The sequence below is a fragment of the Winogradskyella damuponensis genome, from assembly GCF_039538385.1.
GTDB lineage: Bacteria > Bacteroidota > Bacteroidia > Flavobacteriales > Flavobacteriaceae > Winogradskyella > Winogradskyella damuponensis.
Window position 1 is genome coordinate 152,259 of the sequence record NZ_BAABCB010000028.1, and the last position, 21,912, is coordinate 174,170.

Below are 21,912 nucleotides of genomic sequence, written 5' to 3' on the forward strand. Positions count from 1 at the left end.
ACTTTGTAGCAAACTTAATAACCTCTCTTCGCCTTAATTAAGTTTTAAATTAGAATTCCTATCACTTATAGGAAATGAATATGATTACAAATTAAATGACAAAAAAGAAACACAGGAAACCTTCACATAACAAGATTTCCAACCTTACAAATACAATTCTTAGTATTTTAAAAAAAGAAAGAAACTCAACTTTTAACTATAAACAAATTGCAGCTAAACTAGGCGTTAATGATGCTAGTAGTCGCAACCAAATTATAAAGAAACTTCAACAACTTAAAGCAAAACAAGAGATTGAAGAAGTAGAACGTGGCAAATTTAAAGCTATAGTAAATACAGAATATCATACAGGTATTTTAGATTTAGCAGCTAAAGGAAACGGTTATATTATTTGCGATGATTTTGAAGAAGATATCTTCATCGCTTCAAACAATATTAATAAAGCTTTAAATGGAGACGAAGTAGAGTTCTATGCCTATAAACGAAAACATAGAGGCAAACAAGAAGGAGAAATTACTAACATTATAAAACGTGCAAAAACGGAATATGTTGGTACCATTCAAATTCATGAGAAAAAGAATTTTGCCTTTGTTGTAGTAGATAGCAATAAAATGTATACTGATATTTTTGTACCTATCAATAAAATTAATAAAGCCGAAGATGGTGATAAAGTATTGGTTGCTCTAGAAGATTGGCCAGAAAAATCAGATTCACCAAACGGTAAAGTTATTGAAGTACTTGGTAAACCAGGTGAACATGGTACTGAGATTAACTCTATTATGGCAGAATATGGATTACCAATGGAGTTTCCGCACGAAGTTGAAGCATATGCTAACAATATTGATTTAGAAATTAAACCTGAAGAAATAGCAAAACGTCGCGATATGCGTAAAGATTTAACCTTTACCATAGACCCTAAAGACGCTAAAGATTTTGATGATGCCTTATCCTTTAAAGTTCTAGATAATGGCTTATATGAGATTGGAATTCATATTGCAGACGTTTCTCACTATTTACAACCCGGAACTGTTTTAGATGATGAAGCTTACGAGCGTGCAACCTCTATTTATTTAGTAGATAGAGTAGTGCCTATGTTGCCAGAAGTTTTATCTAATGGAGCGTGTTCATTACGTCCACACGAAGAAAAATATACCTTTTCTGCAGTGTTTCAAATGAATGATAAATGCGAAATTAAAAACGAGTGGTTTGGTAGAACCGTAACCTACTCTGATGCGCGTTTTGCATACGAAGAAGCACAAGCTATTATTGAAAATAATGCAACAATTAATGAAGTTGATGTATTAAAACACAAAGAAAAAATTGATACAACTATTCCTGCTGAAGTATCGTTAACTGGAGAAGAATACCAAACTTCTGTAGAAGTAGCTCAAGCTACAATTAAAATGAACCAGCTGGCACGTAAAATGCGAAATGCACGTATGCGAGATGGTGCTATTTCTTTTGATAAGGTCGAAGTAAAATTCGATTTAGATGAAGAAGCAAATCCAGTAGGAGTATTTTTTAAGACCAGTAAGGATGCTAATAAAATGATTGAAGAGTTCATGTTATTAGCGAACAGAAAGGTCTCAGAATTTGTTGGAAAACAAAAGAAAACCTTTGTGTATCGTGTGCATGATGAGCCAGATGAATCAAAATTAGCTCAGCTTCAAACTATTGTAGCGCGTTTTGGACATAAATTAAATTTTAAAGATAAAGGAAGTATTGCATCATCTTTAAATAACTTACTAAAAGATGTTGTTGGTAAAAAAGAACAAAATTTAGTAGATACACTTACTATAAGAACCATGTCTAAAGCCGAATATACCACACATAATATTGGTCATTACGGTTTGGCATTCGATTATTACAGTCACTTTACATCGCCAATTCGTCGTTATCCAGATGTGATGGCACATCGTTTATTACAACAGTATTTGGATGGCGAAAAATCTGCTAACGAAGAGATTTACGAAGAACGTTGTAAACATTCTAGTAATATGGAATATTTAGCTACAAAAGCAGAACGTGATTCTATTAAGTATATGCAAATTCGTTTTATGCAAGATCATCAAGACGAAGAGTTTTTAGGTGTAATTTCTGGAGTTACTGATTGGGGCATTTATATAGAAATAATTTCTAATAAATGTGAAGGTATGGTTAGTGTAAGGGATATGAAAGATGATCATTACCAATTTGATCAAGATCAATATGCTATGATTGGTAATAAATCAAAAACCATGTATCAACTCGGAGATGAAGTAATTGTAAAAGTTAAAAATGCAGATTTAACTAAAAAGCATTTAGATTTTTATATGGTTGGCAAACCAGAAATAAGCAATGAATAATTACAATTTTATACTGTTATGAAGAGGTTTTAAAAACTTATTAAAAACAATTAGAATTGTAACTTTACAGTATAAAACGTACTATTAAGAAAAATATTCAAATTATGATCCTGACCACAACCAATTCAATAGAAAACCATAACATAATAGATTACTTAGGCATAGTAACAGGAGTTGCAATTAATAAAGAAGCTATTTCAATGGGTTTTAGTATGTCTAAGTATTATACCAAACTGCAAAATAACATAGAAACTGTAAAAGAAGAAGCATTTCAAAGTTTACAAAATAATGCTGCAAAACTAAAAGCCAATGCAGTTGTTGGAATAAAAATAGAAATTGAACTCACAGCAAGTAATTATGCTATGGTTTCTGTAACAGGAACTGCTGTAAAAGTTGCCGTTTAATTATGCAAACAAGTACAAAAGCTAGTATTTATGTTTTCCTAATATTCTTAATCACTTATTTAATTTTAAGGTTTGGAATTCAAATGCTATTCGAAGATATTAACATCTATTTATTAACAGCTATTTCGGCTATATTAACTTTAATTTTATCACCACAAAGACGTATTGTAAGAAAGCGTTCTGGTGATGAAATTCAATTGAAATGGATATTTAGTAATAAGGTAATTGTCTTGAAATAAAATATTTAAGCACCTTCCTATATTTTTCGTTTAACCATTTATACCGTTTTACAAGGTGATGGACTAAAAACGTATGTAATATCAGTTGAGTTTCTTACATTTGTGTAAACCGCAAGTTTTACATGTTAGACGATATCTTAACAGCCATTCCCTTCGGAATAATCTTAGCCTTTACCATTGGTCCTGTGTTTTTTGTTTTATTAGAAACCAGTGTTACTAAGGGGTTTAGAAGCGCTATTGTATTTGATCTTGGTGTTATTTTTGCAGATATTGTTTTTATCCTCGTTATTTTTAAAAGTACAGATACCCTTTTAGATAAAATAAAAGACGATCCAAAATTATTGGTTTTTGGAGGAACTTTATTAGTTATTTACGGACTCATTAGTTTTGTAAAAACTTCAAAATCATTCCGATCTATAGTTAGAGAACATCACAAAATTGTACTTCCAAAGAAAGATTATGGTAAGCTTTTTATTAAAGGTTTTCTGCTCAATTTTATTAATATTGGTGTACTGTTAGGTTGGTTAGGTTTTATTGTTATTGGGACATCTATTACAACTTCAGATAATGGAGTTACCATATTTATTGTAACCATGTTAGTGTCTTATTTTTTAGCAGATCTTTTTAAGATTGCAGCTGCAAAACGTTTAAAAAGTAAATTAACACCTAGACGTATTTTTAAGACTAAAAAAATTGTATCTCTAATTATTTTAATTTTTGGTATTATACTTCTAAGTCAAGGCTTATTTCCCGAGCTTTATGAGAAAAGTATGGAACAAATTGAAAAGGTTAATCCTATAGATTAAGCATTTCCACAGATTTTGTTGGTGTATAAAATAAGTACTAAAGCTATTTTATAATATTATTAGTAAATTCAACGCCATTGTATTTCTGTTTTCTACTAATTCTTGGAATAAAATTAACCTCAATAGATATAATAAAGGCATCACACAATCCATCAATTATTTTACATCAGATGCTACTATTATTAAAGCGTATGAAATCGATGAAAATAAGCTACTTCAAAATGCCAACACAAAAGCAGCATTAGTTAAGAATAGCAATCATGTACCTAAAGTATTTTCATTTTTTCGCTGTTATTTATAAACACTCAAACGAAACTCATAGAAATTAAATTATCGTTTTGGAACTATCTTAATGTTGTAAAAAATAGCTGGCATGAGCTATCATCCTTCAAAAGGATGGTTTATAGTTTTTTAATAGGAGTCCTAATACTTGGGTATTTACTCATAAAAGTACTATCTATCCTGTTTAATGCGCTAACGCTTAGTATTAATTCATTTACAACCTTAGGTTTTGGGGAAATTCCTATTAAAGGAATCGGTAGATATTTAGCCATAGTAGAAGGCTTTATTGGTTGGATCTTTCTAACCTTATTCAGTGTGACTTTAATCTCTCAAATATTAAGTTAGATTAGTAAAACACCTTATAGAAGTTGAAGGTGTTTTGAGGTCATTAAAACGTTAGAATTCGAACCTCGTATCTATTAATCTAAGTTTCCTACTAAATTATAAATAGAAACGTCTCAACATAAATAGAAGGCTTTTTGAGGTCACTAAAGGTTAGGATTCGAATCGCGTATCTATTAATCTAAATTTTTTTAAAATTTAAAAATAAAAAAAGCTTCTAAGAAAACTTAGAAGCTTTTTGAGGTGTCGAGCGGATTCGAACCGCTGTAGATGGTGTTGCAGACCACTGCCTAGCCACTCGGCCACGACACCCTTTTTTTCCTTTGAAAAAGGAATCTCATCAATTTAAATTTGATTTAACGAGAGCGCAAATATAAAAATTATATATGTTTTAGCCTAAATAGCTTTACTTTTTTCGCTTCTGGCTCATTTTTATTGTAACCATTTCAACGTCACCACCTATTGGCGGATTAATTTTACTCACAGCAACTGTAGCTTTGGTAATTAATGCTTCTTCATTAAAAACACGATTCAAAATACGCTTAGCAACCGTTTCTAAAAGCTTAGATGGTTTAGCCATTTCTTCCCTCACAATTTTATTCAGTAATACATAATCTACAGTATCATTCAATTCATCAGATGCTGCGGAGGTTTGTAAATTAGCCTTTACTTCAATATCTACTCTGTAATCACTACCAATAGCGGTTTCTTCTTTTAAACAGCCATGATTAGCAAATACTCTTATATTTTCAACTTTTATAATTCCCATAAAGCAAAAATAATATAAAAGATAATAGAGCGAAGCAGTCTTTACGCTTTTCTAATTCGTAAACAAATCAAAAATATTACTCAATGCACCAGTTTTAGCTTTATAGAATTCAGTATACGTGCACTTTTTACAAGTAACAGATGTAAATTTTTGTTTTAAATATCAAAGATCTTTGAAAACGTGTCACCAGTGCTTTTCAATTGCTCTACTGTACAAATAGTATTATGACATTTCGGACATTTGTAATTCATAATGGTATTAGATTTTTGATTTATACTATCATTATAAAAACATAAATTAATGTTACAATTTGTTTAATTTTACCACCTAGAATAATGATGTTGAGAATTGTAGCTGTATAAGGGTTTTACCTAACAGCTAATACTTAACAGCTAACACCTAAAATAATGTCAGAAGAAATAAAGTCACTCAATTTTATTGAGCATATTATAGAAGAAGATTTAGCCAACGGTTTGTCAAAAGATAAATTGCGCTTTCGTTTTCCACCAGAGCCAAATGGGTATTTACACATTGGTCATACCAAAGCTATTGGTATTAGTTTTGGGTTAGGAGAGAAGTACAACGCACCTGTAAATTTAAGGTTCGATGATACCAATCCTGCCAAAGAAGAACAAGAATATGTAGATGCTATTAAAAAGGATGTTGCTTGGTTAGGTTATCAATGGGAAAATGAATTGTATTCTTCAGATTATTTTCAACAATTATACGATTGGGCTGTACAATTAATTAAAGATGGAAAGGCCTATGTAGATAGCCAGTCGTCTGAAGCTATGGCAGAACAAAAAGGGACACCAACACAACCTGGTGTAGATGGTCCATACAGAAATCGTTCTGTTGAAGAAAATTTAGACCTTTTTGAACGTATGAAAAATGGTGAGTTTGAAGAAGGTGCACATATTCTGCGTGCAAAAATAGACATGCAACATCCTAACATGTTAATGCGTGATCCTATTATGTATCGTGTTTTAAAGAAACATCATCACCGTACAGGTAATGATTGGTGTATTTATCCTATGTACGATTGGACACATGGAGAAAGCGATTATATAGAGCAAGTATCTCACAGTTTGTGTTCTTTAGAATTTAAGCCACATAGAGAACTTTATAACTGGTTTAAAGAGCATATCTATAACTATGCTTCAGATACGCTTCCAATGTTACCTAAACAACGCGAATTTGCACGTCTTAACCTTAGTTATACTATAATGAGTAAGCGTAAATTACTTAAATTAGTAGAAGAAGGTATTGTGTCTGGTTGGGATGATCCGCGAATGCCTACGATTTCAGGTTTACGTCGCAGAGGTTATACCCCAAATTCTATTAGAAAATTTATAGAAAAAGTTGGTGTAGCTAAACGCGAAAATGTCATTGATGTCTCGCTTTTAGAATTCTGTATTCGCGAAGATTTAAACAAAACAGCCAATCGTGTAATGGCGGTTTTAGATCCTATAAAAGTAGTGATCACTAATTATCCTGAAGATAAAGAGGAATGGTTAGAAGCTGAAAATAATCAAGAAGATGATTCAGCAGGCTATAGAAAAGTACCATTTTCTAGAGAAGTTTATATAGAACGAGACGATTTTAAAGAAGAAGCCGGAAACAAGTATTTTAGGTTAAAACTTGGAGGAGAAGTCCGATTAAAAAATGCTTATATCATTAAAGCGAATGATGTGGTAAAAGATCAAAATGGAGCTATTCTTGAAGTGCATTGTACCTATGATGAAGATACATCTAAAAAGGTTAAAGGAACTTTACATTGGGTGTCTATAAAGCATGCTATTATAGCCGAAATTAGAGAGTATGATCGTTTGTTTAGTCATGAATCTCCTGATAGTGATAAAGACAAAGATTTTATGGAATTTATAAATCCGAAATCTTTAACCATTAAAACAGGTTATTTAGAACCAAGTTTAGCAACAGTTGAAGTAGGAGAGCAGTTTCAGTTTCAACGTTTAGGTTATTTTAATGTTGATGATGATTCTACAGCTGAAAAATTGGTATTTAATAAAACTGTAGGATTAAGAGATAGTTGGGCAAAGCAAAAACCAAAACCTCAGAATAATCAAAATCAGAATAAAGCAAAACCGCAACAACAAAAACGTTCGGCAATTAGTGTAATTCAACAGTTTGGAAAAAAATATACCAATTTATCTGAAGAAAAGCAGTTAAAAGTTAAATCTGAAATACAAGAGCTAGCTAAAGATGTTTCTTACGATGATTTAGAGCCTTTATTTGGCACTGCAGTAAAAAAAGCAGGTACTCGTATCGCAGTTTTAATTGCGTTAAAAGAGTTGCTTAAAAATGGCTTAGAGCGAAATGATGCAATTAACGAGTTTATTGAGAAGGCTAAAGCGGATAAAAATGAGGTGTTAGTTGCTGAAGCTTCTGAAATTTAACATTTTTTTGAGAGATATTTTGTCTTAATATTCATAAATTTAGGGATATACCATACAATTATGAATATATCACAAAAATTACTTACTGAACTTTCAACAGTTACAAGAGACATTGAAGACAATTATCCTGAACTTCAAAAACATTTAGATGAAACTAGAAGTACATTGCCTCAAGGGGCTAATGGTACAGCAAGTATCAATGAAGAAGATTTGAAAAATTATTTAAATGAATTAAAAGAAATTCGAGATAAATATAAAGAAGAAGGACATTAGCACTTTATATTATTTTAACTTTATTAGAAACCTCATAAATCAAACTTATGAGGTTTTTTTGTACATTTAAATTCTAACTAACACATTAAAATTCATGGAATTACCAATTAACCCAATCGCTATTCCAATTGCAGCAGTAGCTGCTTTATTTGTAGGTGCTTTATGGTATAACCCAAAATTTGGATTCGGAATCGCTTGGATGCGAGAATCTGGAATGACAGAAGAGCGTATAAAAAGTGGAAATATTGCAACTATTTTTGGCTTAACACTAGTGTTTGCTACTATGTTGAGTTTTTTATTAATGCAATTTACTAATCATCAATGGGGAGCTTTAAGTATGGTAGGAGCAGAGCCAGAATTAGCAAAACCATCTTTTGAAGCGTTTATGGCCGATTATGGAGACACATTTAGAACGTTTAAGCATGGTGCCTTACATGGAGCTATGTTTGGAATACTAGGTGCACTTCCAATTATAGGAACTATCGCTTTATTTGAGCGTAAAAGCGCAAAATATATTTTTATAAATTCTGGTTACTGGATTGTAACGTTAGCAGTTATGGGAAGTATTATTTGCGGTATGTAATATGTGAATATAAAAAAACCTCTAAATATAATTTTAGAGGTTTTTTTATGTTATAATATTCTATTTAGAGTTTTTCAACTTTTACATCATCTTCTGGGATGTCTAGTGCAGTTTCAAAATTTGGTAATATATTATCTGCTAAAGCCTTATTTTTAAGTTGCTTTGCTTCAATAAACCACCAATGTTTACCAGTTTCATTATAGATACCTAAAAGATAGCTTTTAGAAGAAATACGTTGTTCAGACATTTTCATCTGATTATAACCTTCAACGACACAACGAAATTGATCTTGTTCTTTTACAATTTCAGAAACACTAATGATATCAGCTTTTTCAAATACAAAACCTTGTGCTTTCATACCATCAAAAGTTGTTTTTAAAACTTGCATAGCAGCATCTTTTCCTCCCATCATATCCAATACAGAAGGAAGTGTATAATTGAGAAGTGTTTCAAAATCCATATCTAATGTGGCTTTTGAAGTTGTTTTAGCATCCTTTAGAGCATCTGCTTTTGTTTGTGAAAACACATTTACACTTGTAGCTATTAAAACCAATAGCATTAATTTTTTTAATTTATTCATCGTTCTTTTTTTTGTTTTTAGCGGCTTTCATGGCTTCACCAATTTGGTTACTTGCAGTAAAACTAGCAACCATATCGTTTAGCATTTGACTTCCTGCTTGTGGTGAATTAGGTAATAATATTAAGTTACTATTGGTTTCTTGTCCAATAGCTTGTAATGTATCGTAATGTTGGGTAACAACAATTAGTGCAGAAGCTTCTTGTGAGTTAATACCAACTCTATTTAAAACATCTACAGATTCTTCTAATCCTCGAGCAATTTCACGACGCTGGTCTGCAATACCTTGACCTTGTAAGCGCTTACTTTCTGCTTCTGCTTTTGCTTTTTCTACAATTAAAATACGTTGCGCATCACCTTCATATTGTGCAGCAGTTTTTTCTCTATCGGCAGCATTAATACGATTCATTGCTATTTTTACTTGTGGATCAGGATCAATATCGGTAACTAAAGTTCTAATAATGTCAAACCCATAGTCCATCATTGCATCATTTAATTCTGCTTTTACCGCTAAGGCAATATCGTCTTTTTTAACAAAGACATCATCTAATTTCATTTTTGGTACTTCAGCACGTACCACATCAAAGACATAACTCGTAATCTGTTCATGTGGATAATCGAGTTTATAAAAAGCATCATAAACACTTTCCGTTACAACTTTGTATTGCACAGAAACTTTTAGTTTTACAAATACATCATCCAAAGTTTTAGTCTCAATAATAACATCTAATTGTTGAATCTTTAAACTTAATTTTCCAGCAATTTTATCTACTAACGGAATTTTAAGTTTTAATCCAGAATGTCTAATACTGTGAAATTTACCAAAACGCTCTATAATGGCTGCTGTTTGTTGTTTCACCACAAAAAATGATGAAACTAAAATGATAAGTCCAAAGAATATAATTGGAACGAAAATAAATTGACCCATAGCACGTTTTTTTAAGGTTAAACAATACGAGACTCTAAAAGTAAATTATTTTACTTAGGTTTGCCTCTATCAGCTTTAAAAATAGCATGAAAAACATACAATCTCTCTTATTAGTACTTATTTGTTTAACATTTGTTACAAATAGTTTTGCTCAGCGCAAAAATTATAAAATTCAAAATGGCATTGGTTTACAAGGTGGAATTACCCAATTTGATATTCAAACAGATAATTTTGAAACTAAAAAAAATTCAGGTTATATAGGTGGAATGTCAGCATCTGTAGATATTCCGCATCGATGGTATAATGTGAGCTATAACATTCAATTATCTGAAAATTATGTAGATATTAAAGCGTTAGCATTAGGAAACTTAACTGAAGAATTTGTTGAGTACAAACTATTTGTTGCTAACATTTCGTTTTTATTTCATATAAAACTTATAAGTAATAATTTAACCTTAGATGTTGGTCCTATGTTACAATACAATAGTGAGTTAGAGCTTAAAGATGAAGCTAAAGAAGGATATTTTATTAAAGGTTACAACAATTTATTAACTGAAGATATAAGCGATATTTCAAACTTTAATGTTAATGGAGCTGTTGGTTTATCCTTAGGAGTAAGACGTTTATTGCTTAGAGCGCAGTATATGTATGGTTTTACCAATATGTTAGGTAATTTAAACAAGCAAGACCTTGATATTGGAACTAACAAAAAATTTAAAGGTAACCAGTCGCTATTAGCTTTAACAGCTATGATTACCTTTTAAACTTTTTAAAATGTGTTATTAACAAAACGACGTATCGAAGTTGTTTTTAGATGTTTTTTACTAAAGCTTCAATACGATTAACCGTTTCTGTTTTCCCAATCATATACATAATATCAAAAACATCTGGTCCTTGTAAGGCACCAACTAAAGCGAGTCTTAAAGGCATCATTACTTTTCCAAAACCAATCTCGTTATCTGTAATCCAACCTTTAATATTGGTCTGAAGGTTTTCAACTGTAAAGTCATCAGTGGCATTAACAAGCTCAATAACTTTAGTCATAATGTCTGCGGTTCCTTCTTTAAGTGCTTTTTTAGAGGCCTTTTCATCGTAAGCTGTTGGAGCTGTAAAAAAGAAATGACTTAAGTCCCAAAAATCATTAACAAACGTTGCACGCTCTTTTATTAAACCAATACTTAAAGCAATATAATTAACATCAATGTCTGCTAATTCGGGTCTAATGGCTTTAAACTGCTCAGCTAAATCTAAATCTAATTGCTGTTGCATATACTGATGATTAAACCATTTGGTTTTATCTGGATCAAAACGTGCACCAGCTTTATTTACTCTCGCTAAATCAAAATCAGCAACTAATTGCTCTAAACTAAATAACTCTTGTTCGGTTCCAGGATTCCACCCTAAAAAAGCTAAGAAATTAACCACAGCTTCAGGGAAATAGCCATCTTCTTTATAACCTCTAGAAATGGTTCCATCAGGTGCTGTATATTCTAAAGGAAATACAGGAAAGCCCATCTTATCACCATCACGCTTGCTTAGTTTTCCTTTTCCTGTTGGTTTTAAAATCAATGGTAAATGTGCAAATTCTGGTGCTTCCCAACCAAAGGCATTATATAATAATTGGTGTAATGCTAAAGATGGTAACCATTCTTCACCACGAATGACGTGTGTAATTTCCATTAAATGGTCATCTACAATATTGGCTAGGTGATAGGTTGGCATACCATCACTCTTAAACAATATTTTATCGTCTAAAACATTGGTGTCAATTTTTATATTACCACGAATAATATCTGTAAGATGTAAGGTTTCATCTTGTGGAGATTTAAAACGAATCACATAATCGTCACCAGCTTCAATTTTAGCTTGTGTTTCTGCTTCAGTTAACACCAAAGAGTTTACTAAACGGCCTTTTTCACGGTTATGCCAGTTATAGATAAAAGTTTTACCATCGGCTTCATGACCTTTGCGTTCTGCATCTAATTGTTCAGCCGTATCAAAAGCATAATAAGCTTTACCATTGGCAATTAATTCATCAGCATATTGCTTGTATAAATTTTTACGTTCGCTTTGTCTGTAAGGACCAAATTTTTCGTTTTTATTTGGGCCTTCATCAAAAGAAATGCCACACCAAACTAATGATTTAACAATGTAATCTTCAGCACCTTCAACATAACGGTTTTGGTCTGTATCTTCAATTCTAAGAACAAAATCACCACCATGTTTTTTGGCAAATAAATAGTTGAATAAAGCGGTTCTTACACCACCAATATGTAATGGTCCTGTTGGACTTGGTGCAAAACGCACACGTACTTTTTTAGACATAATTGTATATTAAAGCGCAAAGATAGTTTGATAGAATTTTAGAACAAAGAAAATAAGCACTTGTTAAGTTTTACCGTATTTAACAGTAAATTCTTCTATATTAACAGAATCTTATTAGTTTTCAACTATTTTCGATTAAAATAAATTTGTAGTTTAGTCAGTTAAAGGTAATATAGAGTGTAGTTTAGCATTTTTAGAGGCCAATAAAGGTAACTGATAGATTGTTAGTGCCTTTAGTTCCGACAGCGTTGGACGCAACGATTTTCAGAAATAATGAGCAATAATCATTATTGAACTATAAAATCAAGGATTGAAAAAATAAGGTTTAAAGTGAAATAGAATTATCAATGTATCAGCGAATGGTGCTTGCAATTTCCTAATAAATCGTTTTGATTTTTTGGTTCGTTTTGTATCAAGACTACTGCGAAGCACATCATGAGTTCATCTATATATAATAGAAATAGACGAATAAAATGAACAGAAAAAATAGAATACATATTAAATGAGCAATTTCGAAACCATAAAACAAAAGCTAGAGCAATTCATTAAAAGGTATTACACCAATGAACTACTAAAAGGTGCTATCTTATTTTTCGCTATTGGTTTACTATATCTTATAATTACATTATTCGTAGAATATGTGTTATGGCTTAATCCAACAGCTAGAACGATATTATTTTGGACGTTTATCGCAGTAGAATTAGCACTCTTCGTAAAGTTTATAGCCATTCCGTTGTCACATTTATTCAAATTAAGACAAGGCATCAATTTTGAAACGGCTTCAAAACTTATAGGAAATCATTTTCCAGAAGTGAACGATAAATTATTAAATGTACTTCAACTTAATCAAAGCCCTCAACAATCGGATTTACTATTAGCAAGTATAGAGCAGAAGTCTCAAGAGTTACAACCCATTCCTTTTAAATCTGCGATTAACTTTAAATCAAATACCAAATATTTAAAATATGCAGCTATTCCTATTGCTATTTTATTGTTGTCGTTTGTTACCGGAAAAATAAATTGGTTTAGTGATAGTTACGAACGTGTTGTTAATTACAAAACGGCATACGAGCCACCAGCACCTTTTCAGTTTTTTGTATTGAATGAATCGCTTCAAGCTATTGAAAATAAAGATTTTAAGTTACAAGTTTCAACAGCAGGAAATGTGATTCCTGAGAATGCACAAATTAAATTTAATGGGCAATCGTATTTTTTACAACAAATAGCTGCTGGTGAATTTCAATACACATTCAATTTACCTAAAGAAGCTGTTGAGTTTACCTTATCAGCAAATGAAGTAACATCAAAGCCTTATAAGTTAAATGTAGTTAAAACACCAAATCTGGTTAATTTTGATATGGTTTTAGATTATCCTGCACATACTAAAAAGCAAGATGAGGTTTTAAAAAGTACAGGTTCTGCTGTGATTCCAGAAGGTACAAATGTGACCTGGAGAGCAAAAACAAAATCAACCACAGGAGTTCAAATTTATGCAGAAGATACTCTGAGTTTTAAACCAAGCCAAAATGGTAATTTTGAAGCCTCAAAACGCCTTTATAAAAACTATAATTACAGCATCACAACAAGCAACGATGATTTAAAAGATTACGAGAATTTAGCCTACAATATTAATGTGGTTAAAGATATTTATCCAGAAATAAATATCAAGGTTCAAAAAGACTCAATAGATCAACAAAGCTTGTATTTCTATGGTCAAGTGAGTGATGATTATGGTTTAACCAAATTACAATTGGTGTATTATCCAACCGAAGATGAGTCTAATAAAATGGTTGAATCCATCACTATTTCTAAATCTAATTTTAGTGAGTTTGTAAGTGCGTTTCCTAATCAATTCAACTTAGAAGATGGTGTAAGTTACCATTTGTATTTCGAGGTTTTTGATAACGATGCATTACATAATTACAAGCGCACCAAAAGTTCAACATTCAGTTACCGTAAACTAACAAAGGACGAAGAAGAGCAAAAACAGCTCAATGAGCAGAACGAAACGATAAAGGATATTAGTAAAACGTTCGATAAACTTAAAGAACAAGATAAAAAGCTCGAAGAATTATCTAAAACGCAAAAGGAAAAAGAAAGCCTCAATTTTAATGACAAAAAGAAATTTGAAGAGTTTCTAAAACGTCAGAAAAATCAGGAACAGTTGATGAAAAATTTCAACAAAAAACTACAAGATAATTTAGAAGAATTTCAAAAGGACGAAAAGAAAGACGATCAATTTAAAGAAGATTTAAAGGAACGTTTAAAAGAGAATGAAGAACAATTAAAGAAAGACGAAGAATTACTTAAAGAGCTTGAAAAATTAAAGGATAAAATTAATAAAGAAGAATTTACACAAAAGCTTGAAGAATTAGCCAAGCAAAACAAGAATAAGAAGCGTAGCATGAAACAGCTATTGGAATTAACCAAGCGTTTTTATGTGATGAAGAAAGCTGAAAAGGTTTCTAGTGCGTTAGAAAAACTATCTGAAAAGCAAGAAAAATTATCTGAAAAGGATAAAGAAAATACAAAAGAAGCTCAAGAAAAATTGAATGAGGAGTTTGATAAACTTCAAAAAGATTTAGAAGATTTAAAGCGTGAAGATAGACAACTTCAAAAACCAATGAAGATTGCTAGAGATGAGTTTTTAGAAGATGAAATTAAATTTGACCAAAAAGAAGCCAAAGAAGCATTAGATAAAAAAGAAGAAAGCGAATCTAAAGCGCAAGAAAAAGAAGCTCAAGAGCAGCAAAAAAAGGCTAAAGAAAAGCAAAAGAAAGCTGCTAAGAAGATGAAAGAAATGAGCGAAATGCTAAAAATGGCAGCTGCTGGAGGTGGAGGAGGTGGTGACCAAGCATCTGAAGATGCAGATGCATTACGTCAAATATTAGAGAATCTTTTACTTTATTCGTTTGACCAAGAAGCTCTTATGGAAACTTTTGAGAGTATTGGTATTAATAATAACAATTACGGAAAGTACATCATTGAGCAAAGTAATTTAAGAGAGCATTTTGAACATATAGACGATAGTTTATTTGCTTTATCATTAAGACAACCTAAAATATCTGAAAAAGTGAATTCACAAATTACTGAGGTTTATTTTAATATTGATAAAGCCTTAGATCAACTTTCAGAAAATAGATTATACTCAGGTGTTGGTGCACAGCAATACGCAGTAACTTCTACCAATGAATTAGCGAGTTTTTTGAGTGATGTTTTAGATGATATGGAAATGGAAATGAATCCGTCAGCTGGACAGGGTGAAGGAGATTCACAATTACCAGATATCATTAAATCTCAGGAAGAGATTAATAAAGAAATGGAAGAAGGCGTAAAGAAAGGTGAAGAAGGTAAAGAGGGAGAGGAAGGAAAAGAAGGTGAAAAACCTGGTAAAGATGGTAAGGAAGGAAAAGAGGGAGAAGGAGAAAAGCCAGGTGAACAAGGTAAAGCTGGAAAAGATGGACAAGATGGAAAGAGTGGAGAGAATGGACAAAGCGGCCAAGAGCAAGGAAAAGGTGGTAAAGGTGGTAAAGCCGGAGAAAATGGTCAGCAAAAAGGGGAAGGTAACCAAAGTGGACAAAAAGAAGGTGGCAAGAATGGTAAAGGTGGAAAAAACGGTAAAAATGGAGGTGATGGTACAGATGGTGATGGAGAAGGAGAGAAAAACGATGGTTATGGTGAAGGAGGAAGTGAAGAACAAAATGGAGAACTATTTAAAATTTATCAGAAACAACAGTTATTACGACAGGCATTAGAAGATAAATTAGCCAAGGAAGGAAAAATTGAATCTGCAGGACAATTAATTAAGCAAATGGAAGATATTGAACTCGATTTATTGAATACAGGGTTTACAAGACAGACGCTTCAAAAAATGATGGATGTACAACACCAATTATTAAAAATGGAGAATGCAACGTTTATGCAAGGTCAAGATACCAAACGTAAATCTGAAACAAATAAAGAAGAATTCAATCAAAATAATCCGAGTCAAATTCCTACGGCAAAACAATATTTTAATACTACTGAAATGTTAAATCGTCAAGCATTACCTTTGCAAAATCATTTTAAGAAAAAAATCAGAGAGTATTTTAAGAAGGATACTGAATAATATGATTTAATGCTTTCCTGTAATTTTCAGTACAAAGTAATAATTCTAACATCGTTTAGACATGAAAATATTAATGGCGTTTTTTATTTCGGTTTGTTCTTTTGCTAATCATCCCAGCTATGATCCTGTAAATAAAATTGAAATTGATGAAAAGTATAAAGTAGAAAGTACGTTTTCAGGTAATACAGTTGGTAATGATAGTTTTCATTTAATTATAGCTAAAAATGGAGATACCAAAGACTATGATGTTATTCCTTATCTGTTTAAAGACAATCACATTGTTAAACTAAAAACCTTTTCATTTGATAAACAGCCTGTAATCCTATCTTTTCACAATGCCAAAGATAAATTGTCATTACTCACGCAATCTAAAGTTGGTAGTTCTGAATTTATAAATATTATTGATGTTGATTTAATTTCAGGTAATTATGTTAAATCAGATAATATAGCAACGGAAGATTTTAAAGCATTAATTAGAAAAAAGGATAAAAACTTAATTGTATTTTCAGATAAGAAAAGTGTAAGAATTATAGAGGCTAAAGATGCAAATACAGTACAGACCATTACGGTGAGTTCTGACGCTTCTTCGGCTGAATTCTTAGCGTCGCTTTCAGAAAATAGTGTTGAGGCTATAAACAACGATGAATTTGTTTCTAACGGCTCTATAAGTACTTTTAGAGCTTATAGCGATGGTGATAAAGTTATTATTACTGAAGAAAATACTAAAGAAGCAACAACTAATGCTCTTCAGATCCCCCTTAATCAAGACAATGAAGTTAGTGCTCAATTTAAAACCTTTGGTGGTAAAACCAAGGATAGTAAAATAAAGAAAAGTACATCTTATATAAATAACGATAAATTATACCAACTTAAAATCGGTAAAGAAGAAGGGCAATTAAATGTTTTTGGTCTTAATGATGCGTATAATTCATCTGTAAATATTTTAGAGGTTAAACCGACAAAGCATGCAGAAGGATTTAAAAGTATTAAAGACTTTGTTAAAAACGCTTCTAAGAAGTTTAATGAACCTACAGTTACTATAAATAGTACTAAGAATGGTAAATTAAAGGTAAGGTTCGATTTTGTAAATAAAAACCTATACAATTACCACTATAATTGGTGGTGGCATCATCAATGGCACATGCAACAGATGCAGCATTTTCAAATGATTAATCAACAACAAATGCGGAACTCTATTCCTAGTTTTGGACCTTCTGAACCAGTAGATTATTTTTTTGTAGCACAAGAGCATTCTTTTTTTGAAATTACTTTAGATCTTGCAGGTAAGATTGTAGAAGATGAAAATGATGAAAGTGTATACCCTTATTTAAACAAAAAGACCTACATCAAGCCTTTAAATGATAACAAAAAGTTGAAGCATACGTCTACTGTATTTACACAAGATAATTTTCGATATATCGCTTATGATAAGCGTAACAAATCGTTTAATATAATTAATAAAGCATTATAAATGATTAGTTTTAATTACGAAACCGAGTTTATCATAAACGATGAAGCCAATTATTCTAAATGGATTTCAGAGACCATTTTAGAAGAAGATTGTAGAGAAGGAGAAATTAATTACATTTTTTGTTCTGATGATTATTTGCATAAATTGAATGTAGATTTTCTAAATCACGACACTTTAACTGACGTTATTAGTTTCGATTATTCCGTGGGAAAAGAACTACATGGCGAAATTTATATATCAGTAGACAGAGTCAAGGAAAATGCTTTAGATTTTAAAGTTTCTTTTGAAGAAGAAATGGCGCGTGTTATGATTCATGGTGTTTTACATTATTGTGGTTATAAGGATAAATCTGAAGCTGATGAAAAGCTTATGCGTTCAAAAGAAGATTACTACTTAGTCAAACGAAAGTAGACTTGTGTTTTCATTGTATATTTGCAGCCGCAAAAATTTTAATAGTATAATGTTCCACGTGGAACAAAAATAGATTTCAATATGTTTAATGAAGAGTATGATGTTATAGTTGTTGGTGCAGGTCACGCAGGAAGTGAAGCTGCAGCAGCTGCTGCAAATATGGGAAGCAAAACATTATTGATTACCATGAACCTTCAAAATATTGCACAGATGTCTTGCAATCCTGCAATGGGAGGTATTGCAAAAGGACAAATTGTAAGAGAAATTGATGCACTTGGAGGTTATAGCGGAATTGTATCAGATACATCTGCAATTCAATTTAAGATGCTTAATAAATCTAAAGGACCCGCAATGTGGAGTCCAAGAGTGCAATCCGATAGAATGCGTTTTGCTGAAGATTGGAGAATGCTCTTAGAAGGAACTGAAAATCTCGATTTTTATCAAGAAATGGTTTCTGGGTTATTAGTGGAAAACCATAAAGTTGTAGGTGTAAAAACATCGCTTGGTGTCGAAGTAAAAGCGAAATCTGTAGTGCTTACTAATGGGACATTTTTAAATGGACTAATTCATATTGGAGATAAAAACTTTGGTGGAGGTAGAGCAGGTGAAAGAGCAGCAACCGGAATTACAGAACAACTCGTTAATTTAGGTTTTGAATCTGGCCGAATGAAAACAGGAACACCTCCAAGAGTCGATGGTCGTTCTTTAGATTTTTCTAAAATGATAGAACAACCCGGAGATGAAGATCCGCAAAAGTTTTCCTATTTAGATGTTACAAAACCACTAACTCATCAGCGTTCTTGTCATATGTCTTATACCAGTGAATTGGTTCATGATTTATTACGCGAAGGGTTTGATCGCTCACCAATGTTTAATGGACGAATTAAAAGTGTTGGACCAAGATATTGTCCATCTATTGAAGATAAGATTAATCGATTTGCAGATAAAGATAGACACCAATTATTTGTAGAACCTGAAGGTTGGAATACTTGTGAATATTATATTAATGGTTTCTCAACTTCCTTGCCAGAAGATGTACAATTTAAAGCATTGCGTTCTGTAGTTGGTTTTGAAAATGTAAAGTTCTTTAGACCAGGTTATGCTATAGAATACGATTATTTTCCACCAACACAATTAAAACATACTTTAGAAACTAAGTTAGTAGAGGGTTTGTATTTTGCTGGACAAATTAATGGTACTACAGGTTATGAAGAAGCAGCATCTCAAGGTTTAATGGCTGGTATTAATGCAAGCTTAAAAGTACAAGAAAAAGAAGCGTTTACATTGCAACGTGACGAAGCTTATATAGGTGTTTTAATTGATGATTTAATTACTAAGGGTACAGAAGAGCCTTATAGAATGTTTACGTCACGTGCAGAGTATAGAACATTATTAAGGCAAGATAATGCAGATTTTAGATTAACACCTAAAGGTTATGCTTTAGGTTTAGCTTCTGAAAAACGATTAAAACGTATGGAAGAAAAGCAGTCTAAATCTGAAGCCTTTGTTCAGTTTTTTAGAGAGACTAGTGTTACTCCAGAAGAGGCAAATCCTGTTTTAGAATCTAAAAATTCAGCAGCTGTTAAACAACAAGATAAGATGTTTAAGTTGTATGCTAGACCAAATATTACTATAGATGATGTTCGTAAATTTGAGTCTGTAGAAAACTATATTCAGAATAATGATTTAGATACAGAGATTATTGAGCAGACTGAAATACAAGTTAAATATGCGGGTTATATTGAAAAGGAAAAGAACAACGCCGATAAATTAAATAGACTAGAAAACTTAAAAATCCCTGTTGGTTTTGATTATTCAAAACTAAAATCAATGAGTATAGAAGCACGACAAAAATTAGAGAAAATACAACCTGTAACTATTTCTCAAGCGTCTCGAATTAGTGGAGTAAATCCAAATGATATTTCTGTTTTGTTGGTTTATTTAGGACGTTAATTCTTAAGAAAGTTGAAATCTCACAATGAATATTGTAATGTTCCACGTGAAACAATTGTATAAAACGCCCACTTGGTGCTTCGCTCGTTAGTTGCGAAACATGAATTATTTTGTTTCGAAACTAATTTTTAAGGGGTAATTTAAATATTCAAAATTGAACTAACTGAATATAAAAAATGGATTTATGGCAAATTGTTTGTTATTAGAAATCCGAAAAGTAGTGATAAAACCATTGTTCTCTTGAGGGGGTTTTAAGGGTGTAAAATTAGATAAGGTTAATGGCAGATCTTAATACTGAAAACATTGTTGATATAGAACCCTATAGTTTTACTAATTATTTGGTGAATTCCTTTCTTAGTATTTTTGGTTGGATGTTTGTTGCTTTTGTTCTTTCAATTTTTATTTCAGGTAATGCATCAAATCAAGTAACTATATTGTTGTTTTATATTGGTGTCGTTTTTGTATTACTAGCTTTAAATTTAATAGCTGGTTTTAGGCGTCCTTATATTTACATATATAGTATGGTAATTGATAATGACATTGTCACAATAAAATATCTAAGACTTTTTAAAAGGCAATTAATGACTGTTAATATTAATGACCTAGAAGTAAGATTAGAAAAACAAGGACAGAAAAATTTCGCTTTAATTATAGTTGGTTTAATAGGTGAACATACCTTTCATATCAAACAAACTGAAGTACATCAATGGAAAAAAAAGTTATTAAGTACTACTTTTGAAAAATTATCTGACATAATTACACCAAGAACAATACACTAATTATTATATCATATTCTTAAATTGTGCCCAAAACAACAAGAACATATCTTACTCTAAAAGACCATTCTGTTTCCCAACAAGAGTTCCAATTATTATATAATAAGGAGCTCGATATGCTAGAAACATATCCACAGCCAGAAGGTGAAAAATTATCCGAATATTATAAAAGTGAAGACTATATTTCGCATACAGATACGAAGCGAAATCTATTAGAATTTGCTTATCACAAAGTGAGAGAAATTTCTTTAAAACGAAAATTGAAATTAATCAATTCATTTCAATCCGAAACTAAAGTACTTTTAGATATTGGATGCGGAACTGGGGATTTTTTGCAAACGGCTTTAAATAATAATTGGAAGGTTACAGGAATTGAACCCAACGAAAGTGCGCGACAAATTGCAAATTCTAAAACTAACAATTCTGTTTTTAGTACAGAAGAATTATTAAAATTGAAACCTCAGAGTTTTGATGTTATTACACTTTGGCATGTTTTAGAACATTTGCCAAATTTAGAAATGCATACGGCATTGTTAAAATCACTTTTAAAACCAAATGGTACTTTGGTCATTGCTGTTCCTAATTATAAAAGTTACGATGCGGAGTATTATAAAAACTTTTGGGCAGCATATGATGTGCCAAGACACCTTTGGCATTTTTCTAAAAATTCGATTTCAAAATTATTTAGCAAAGAACATATGGCATTGGTGAAACTGTTGCCAATGAAATTTGATGCCTATTATGTATGTCTACTTTCAGAAAAATATAAATCTGGTGTTATGAACCCAATCAAAGCATTTTGGATTGGATGGCAATCAAATCGTAAAGCAAATCGATCTAAAGAGTATTCTTCGCACATTTATGTCTTAAAGAACGCTAATTCTTAATATAAGCAACGCTATTTTT

At 31.5% G+C, this 21,912-nt stretch carries 20 protein-coding genes, 1 tRNA gene and 1 pseudogene; 15 read left to right on the forward strand and 7 right to left on the reverse strand.

The window, feature by feature from the left end:
• Positions 1-95 precede the first annotated feature (95 nt).
• The 5 genes from rnr (at position 96) to ABD730_RS14170 (ending at position 4,418) form a co-directional block, all read left to right on the forward strand.
• Complete coding sequence (gene rnr, locus ABD730_RS14150; protein WP_344715547.1) at positions 96-2,342, forward strand: ribonuclease R; 2,247 nt, start codon at positions 96-98, stop codon at positions 2,340-2,342.
• A 104-nt stretch (positions 2,343-2,446) separates the two neighbouring features.
• Entirely contained in the window at positions 2,447-2,746 is a 300-nt protein-coding gene (locus ABD730_RS14155; protein ID WP_334468594.1) for a YbjQ family protein, read from the forward strand.
• Between the two features lie 2 nt (positions 2,747-2,748).
• Complete coding sequence (locus tag ABD730_RS14160) at positions 2,749-2,985, forward strand: hypothetical protein (RefSeq protein WP_334468596.1); 237 nt, start codon at positions 2,749-2,751, stop codon at positions 2,983-2,985.
• 122 nt (positions 2,986-3,107) lie between these two features.
• Positions 3,108-3,791, forward strand: a complete 684-nt coding sequence (locus tag ABD730_RS14165) for a LysE family translocator (protein WP_215926363.1) — start codon at positions 3,108-3,110, stop codon at positions 3,789-3,791.
• 396 nt (positions 3,792-4,187) lie between these two features.
• On the forward strand, positions 4,188-4,418 hold the full coding sequence (locus tag ABD730_RS14170) for an ion channel (protein WP_334468599.1): 231 nt from the start codon (positions 4,188-4,190) through the stop codon (positions 4,416-4,418).
• Between the two features lie 238 nt (positions 4,419-4,656).
• On the opposite strand, the gene ABD730_RS14175 is transcribed toward ABD730_RS14170, so the two are convergent.
• From ABD730_RS14175 to ABD730_RS14190, 4 genes and pseudogenes are all read right to left on the reverse strand, one after another.
• Positions 4,657-4,727, reverse strand: a tRNA-Cys gene (locus tag ABD730_RS14175).
• 94 nt (positions 4,728-4,821) lie between these two features.
• Complete coding sequence (gene folB / locus ABD730_RS14180) at positions 4,822-5,184, reverse strand: dihydroneopterin aldolase (RefSeq protein ID WP_334468601.1); 363 nt, start codon at positions 5,182-5,184, stop codon at positions 4,822-4,824.
• A 51-nt stretch (positions 5,185-5,235) separates the two neighbouring features.
• A pseudogene (locus ABD730_RS14185) lies at positions 5,236-5,292 on the reverse strand (zinc ribbon domain-containing protein); the annotation flags it as partial.
• Between the two features lie 47 nt (positions 5,293-5,339).
• The gene (locus ABD730_RS14190) at positions 5,340-5,435 is read right to left on the reverse strand and encodes a zinc ribbon domain-containing protein (protein WP_334468603.1); all 96 of its coding nucleotides are present in this window, start codon (positions 5,433-5,435) and stop codon (positions 5,340-5,342) included.
• Positions 5,436-5,591: 156 nt separating this feature from the next.
• Between ABD730_RS14190 and ABD730_RS14195 the strand changes: the two genes are divergently transcribed.
• From ABD730_RS14195 to ABD730_RS14205, 3 genes are all read left to right on the forward strand, one after another.
• Entirely contained in the window at positions 5,592-7,601 is a 2,010-nt protein-coding gene (locus ABD730_RS14195; protein WP_344715550.1) for a glutamine--tRNA ligase/YqeY domain fusion protein, read from the forward strand.
• A 60-nt stretch (positions 7,602-7,661) separates the two neighbouring features.
• Positions 7,662-7,874 carry a hypothetical protein gene (locus tag ABD730_RS14200; RefSeq protein ID WP_252723660.1) on the forward strand — a complete coding sequence of 71 codons (213 nt, stop codon included), beginning with the start codon at positions 7,662-7,664 and terminating at the stop codon, positions 7,872-7,874.
• Positions 7,875-7,968: 94 nt separating this feature from the next.
• A complete protein-coding gene (locus ABD730_RS14205; protein WP_344715552.1) occupies positions 7,969-8,457 on the forward strand; it encodes a DUF1761 domain-containing protein in 489 nt (162 codons plus the stop codon).
• A gap of 64 nt (positions 8,458-8,521) precedes the next feature.
• Here ABD730_RS14205 and ABD730_RS14210 read toward each other — a convergent pair whose 3' ends face one another.
• Both ABD730_RS14210 and ABD730_RS14215 read right to left on the reverse strand, forming a co-directional pair.
• Positions 8,522-9,037: a hypothetical protein gene (locus tag ABD730_RS14210; RefSeq protein ID WP_344715555.1), complete on the reverse strand. Its 516-nt coding sequence runs from the start codon at positions 9,035-9,037 to the stop codon at positions 8,522-8,524.
• Complete coding sequence (locus tag ABD730_RS14215) at positions 9,030-9,962, reverse strand: SPFH domain-containing protein (RefSeq protein ID WP_334468608.1); 933 nt, start codon at positions 9,960-9,962, stop codon at positions 9,030-9,032. The genes ABD730_RS14210 and ABD730_RS14215 overlap by 8 nt, the downstream gene beginning before the upstream one ends.
• An 86-nt stretch (positions 9,963-10,048) precedes the next feature.
• Between ABD730_RS14215 and ABD730_RS14220 the strand changes: the two genes are divergently transcribed.
• The gene (locus ABD730_RS14220) at positions 10,049-10,726 is read left to right on the forward strand and encodes a hypothetical protein (RefSeq protein ID WP_344715556.1); all 678 of its coding nucleotides are present in this window, start codon (positions 10,049-10,051) and stop codon (positions 10,724-10,726) included.
• A 46-nt stretch (positions 10,727-10,772) separates the two neighbouring features.
• On the opposite strand, the gene gltX is transcribed toward ABD730_RS14220, so the two are convergent.
• Positions 10,773-12,287: a glutamate--tRNA ligase gene (gltX, locus tag ABD730_RS14225; protein ID WP_344715558.1), complete on the reverse strand. Its 1,515-nt coding sequence runs from the start codon at positions 12,285-12,287 to the stop codon at positions 10,773-10,775.
• A 502-nt stretch (positions 12,288-12,789) separates the two neighbouring features.
• Between gltX and ABD730_RS14230 the strand changes: the two genes are divergently transcribed.
• The 6 genes from ABD730_RS14230 to ABD730_RS14255 all read left to right on the forward strand — a co-directional run bounded on the left by ABD730_RS14230 (position 12,790) and on the right by ABD730_RS14255 (position 21,893).
• The gene (locus tag ABD730_RS14230; RefSeq protein ID WP_344715560.1) at positions 12,790-16,395 is read left to right on the forward strand and encodes a DUF4175 family protein; all 3,606 of its coding nucleotides are present in this window, start codon (positions 12,790-12,792) and stop codon (positions 16,393-16,395) included.
• A 61-nt stretch (positions 16,396-16,456) separates the two neighbouring features.
• The gene (locus tag ABD730_RS14235) at positions 16,457-17,866 is read left to right on the forward strand and encodes a hypothetical protein (protein ID WP_344715561.1); all 1,410 of its coding nucleotides are present in this window, start codon (positions 16,457-16,459) and stop codon (positions 17,864-17,866) included.
• Positions 17,867-18,277: an rRNA maturation RNase YbeY gene (gene ybeY / locus ABD730_RS14240; RefSeq protein ID WP_344715563.1), complete on the forward strand. Its 411-nt coding sequence runs from the start codon at positions 17,867-17,869 to the stop codon at positions 18,275-18,277.
• 81 nt (positions 18,278-18,358) lie between these two features.
• Entirely contained in the window at positions 18,359-20,230 is a 1,872-nt protein-coding gene (gene mnmG / locus ABD730_RS14245; RefSeq protein WP_344715565.1) for a tRNA uridine-5-carboxymethylaminomethyl(34) synthesis enzyme MnmG, read from the forward strand.
• Positions 20,231-20,508: 278 nt separating this feature from the next.
• Positions 20,509-21,009 (forward strand): hypothetical protein, encoded by a 501-nt coding sequence (locus ABD730_RS14250; protein WP_215926390.1) that lies wholly within the window; start codon positions 20,509-20,511, stop codon positions 21,007-21,009.
• Between the two features lie 23 nt (positions 21,010-21,032).
• Complete coding sequence (locus ABD730_RS14255; RefSeq protein ID WP_344715568.1) at positions 21,033-21,893, forward strand: class I SAM-dependent methyltransferase; 861 nt, start codon at positions 21,033-21,035, stop codon at positions 21,891-21,893.
• Positions 21,894-21,912: the final 19 nt, after the last annotated feature.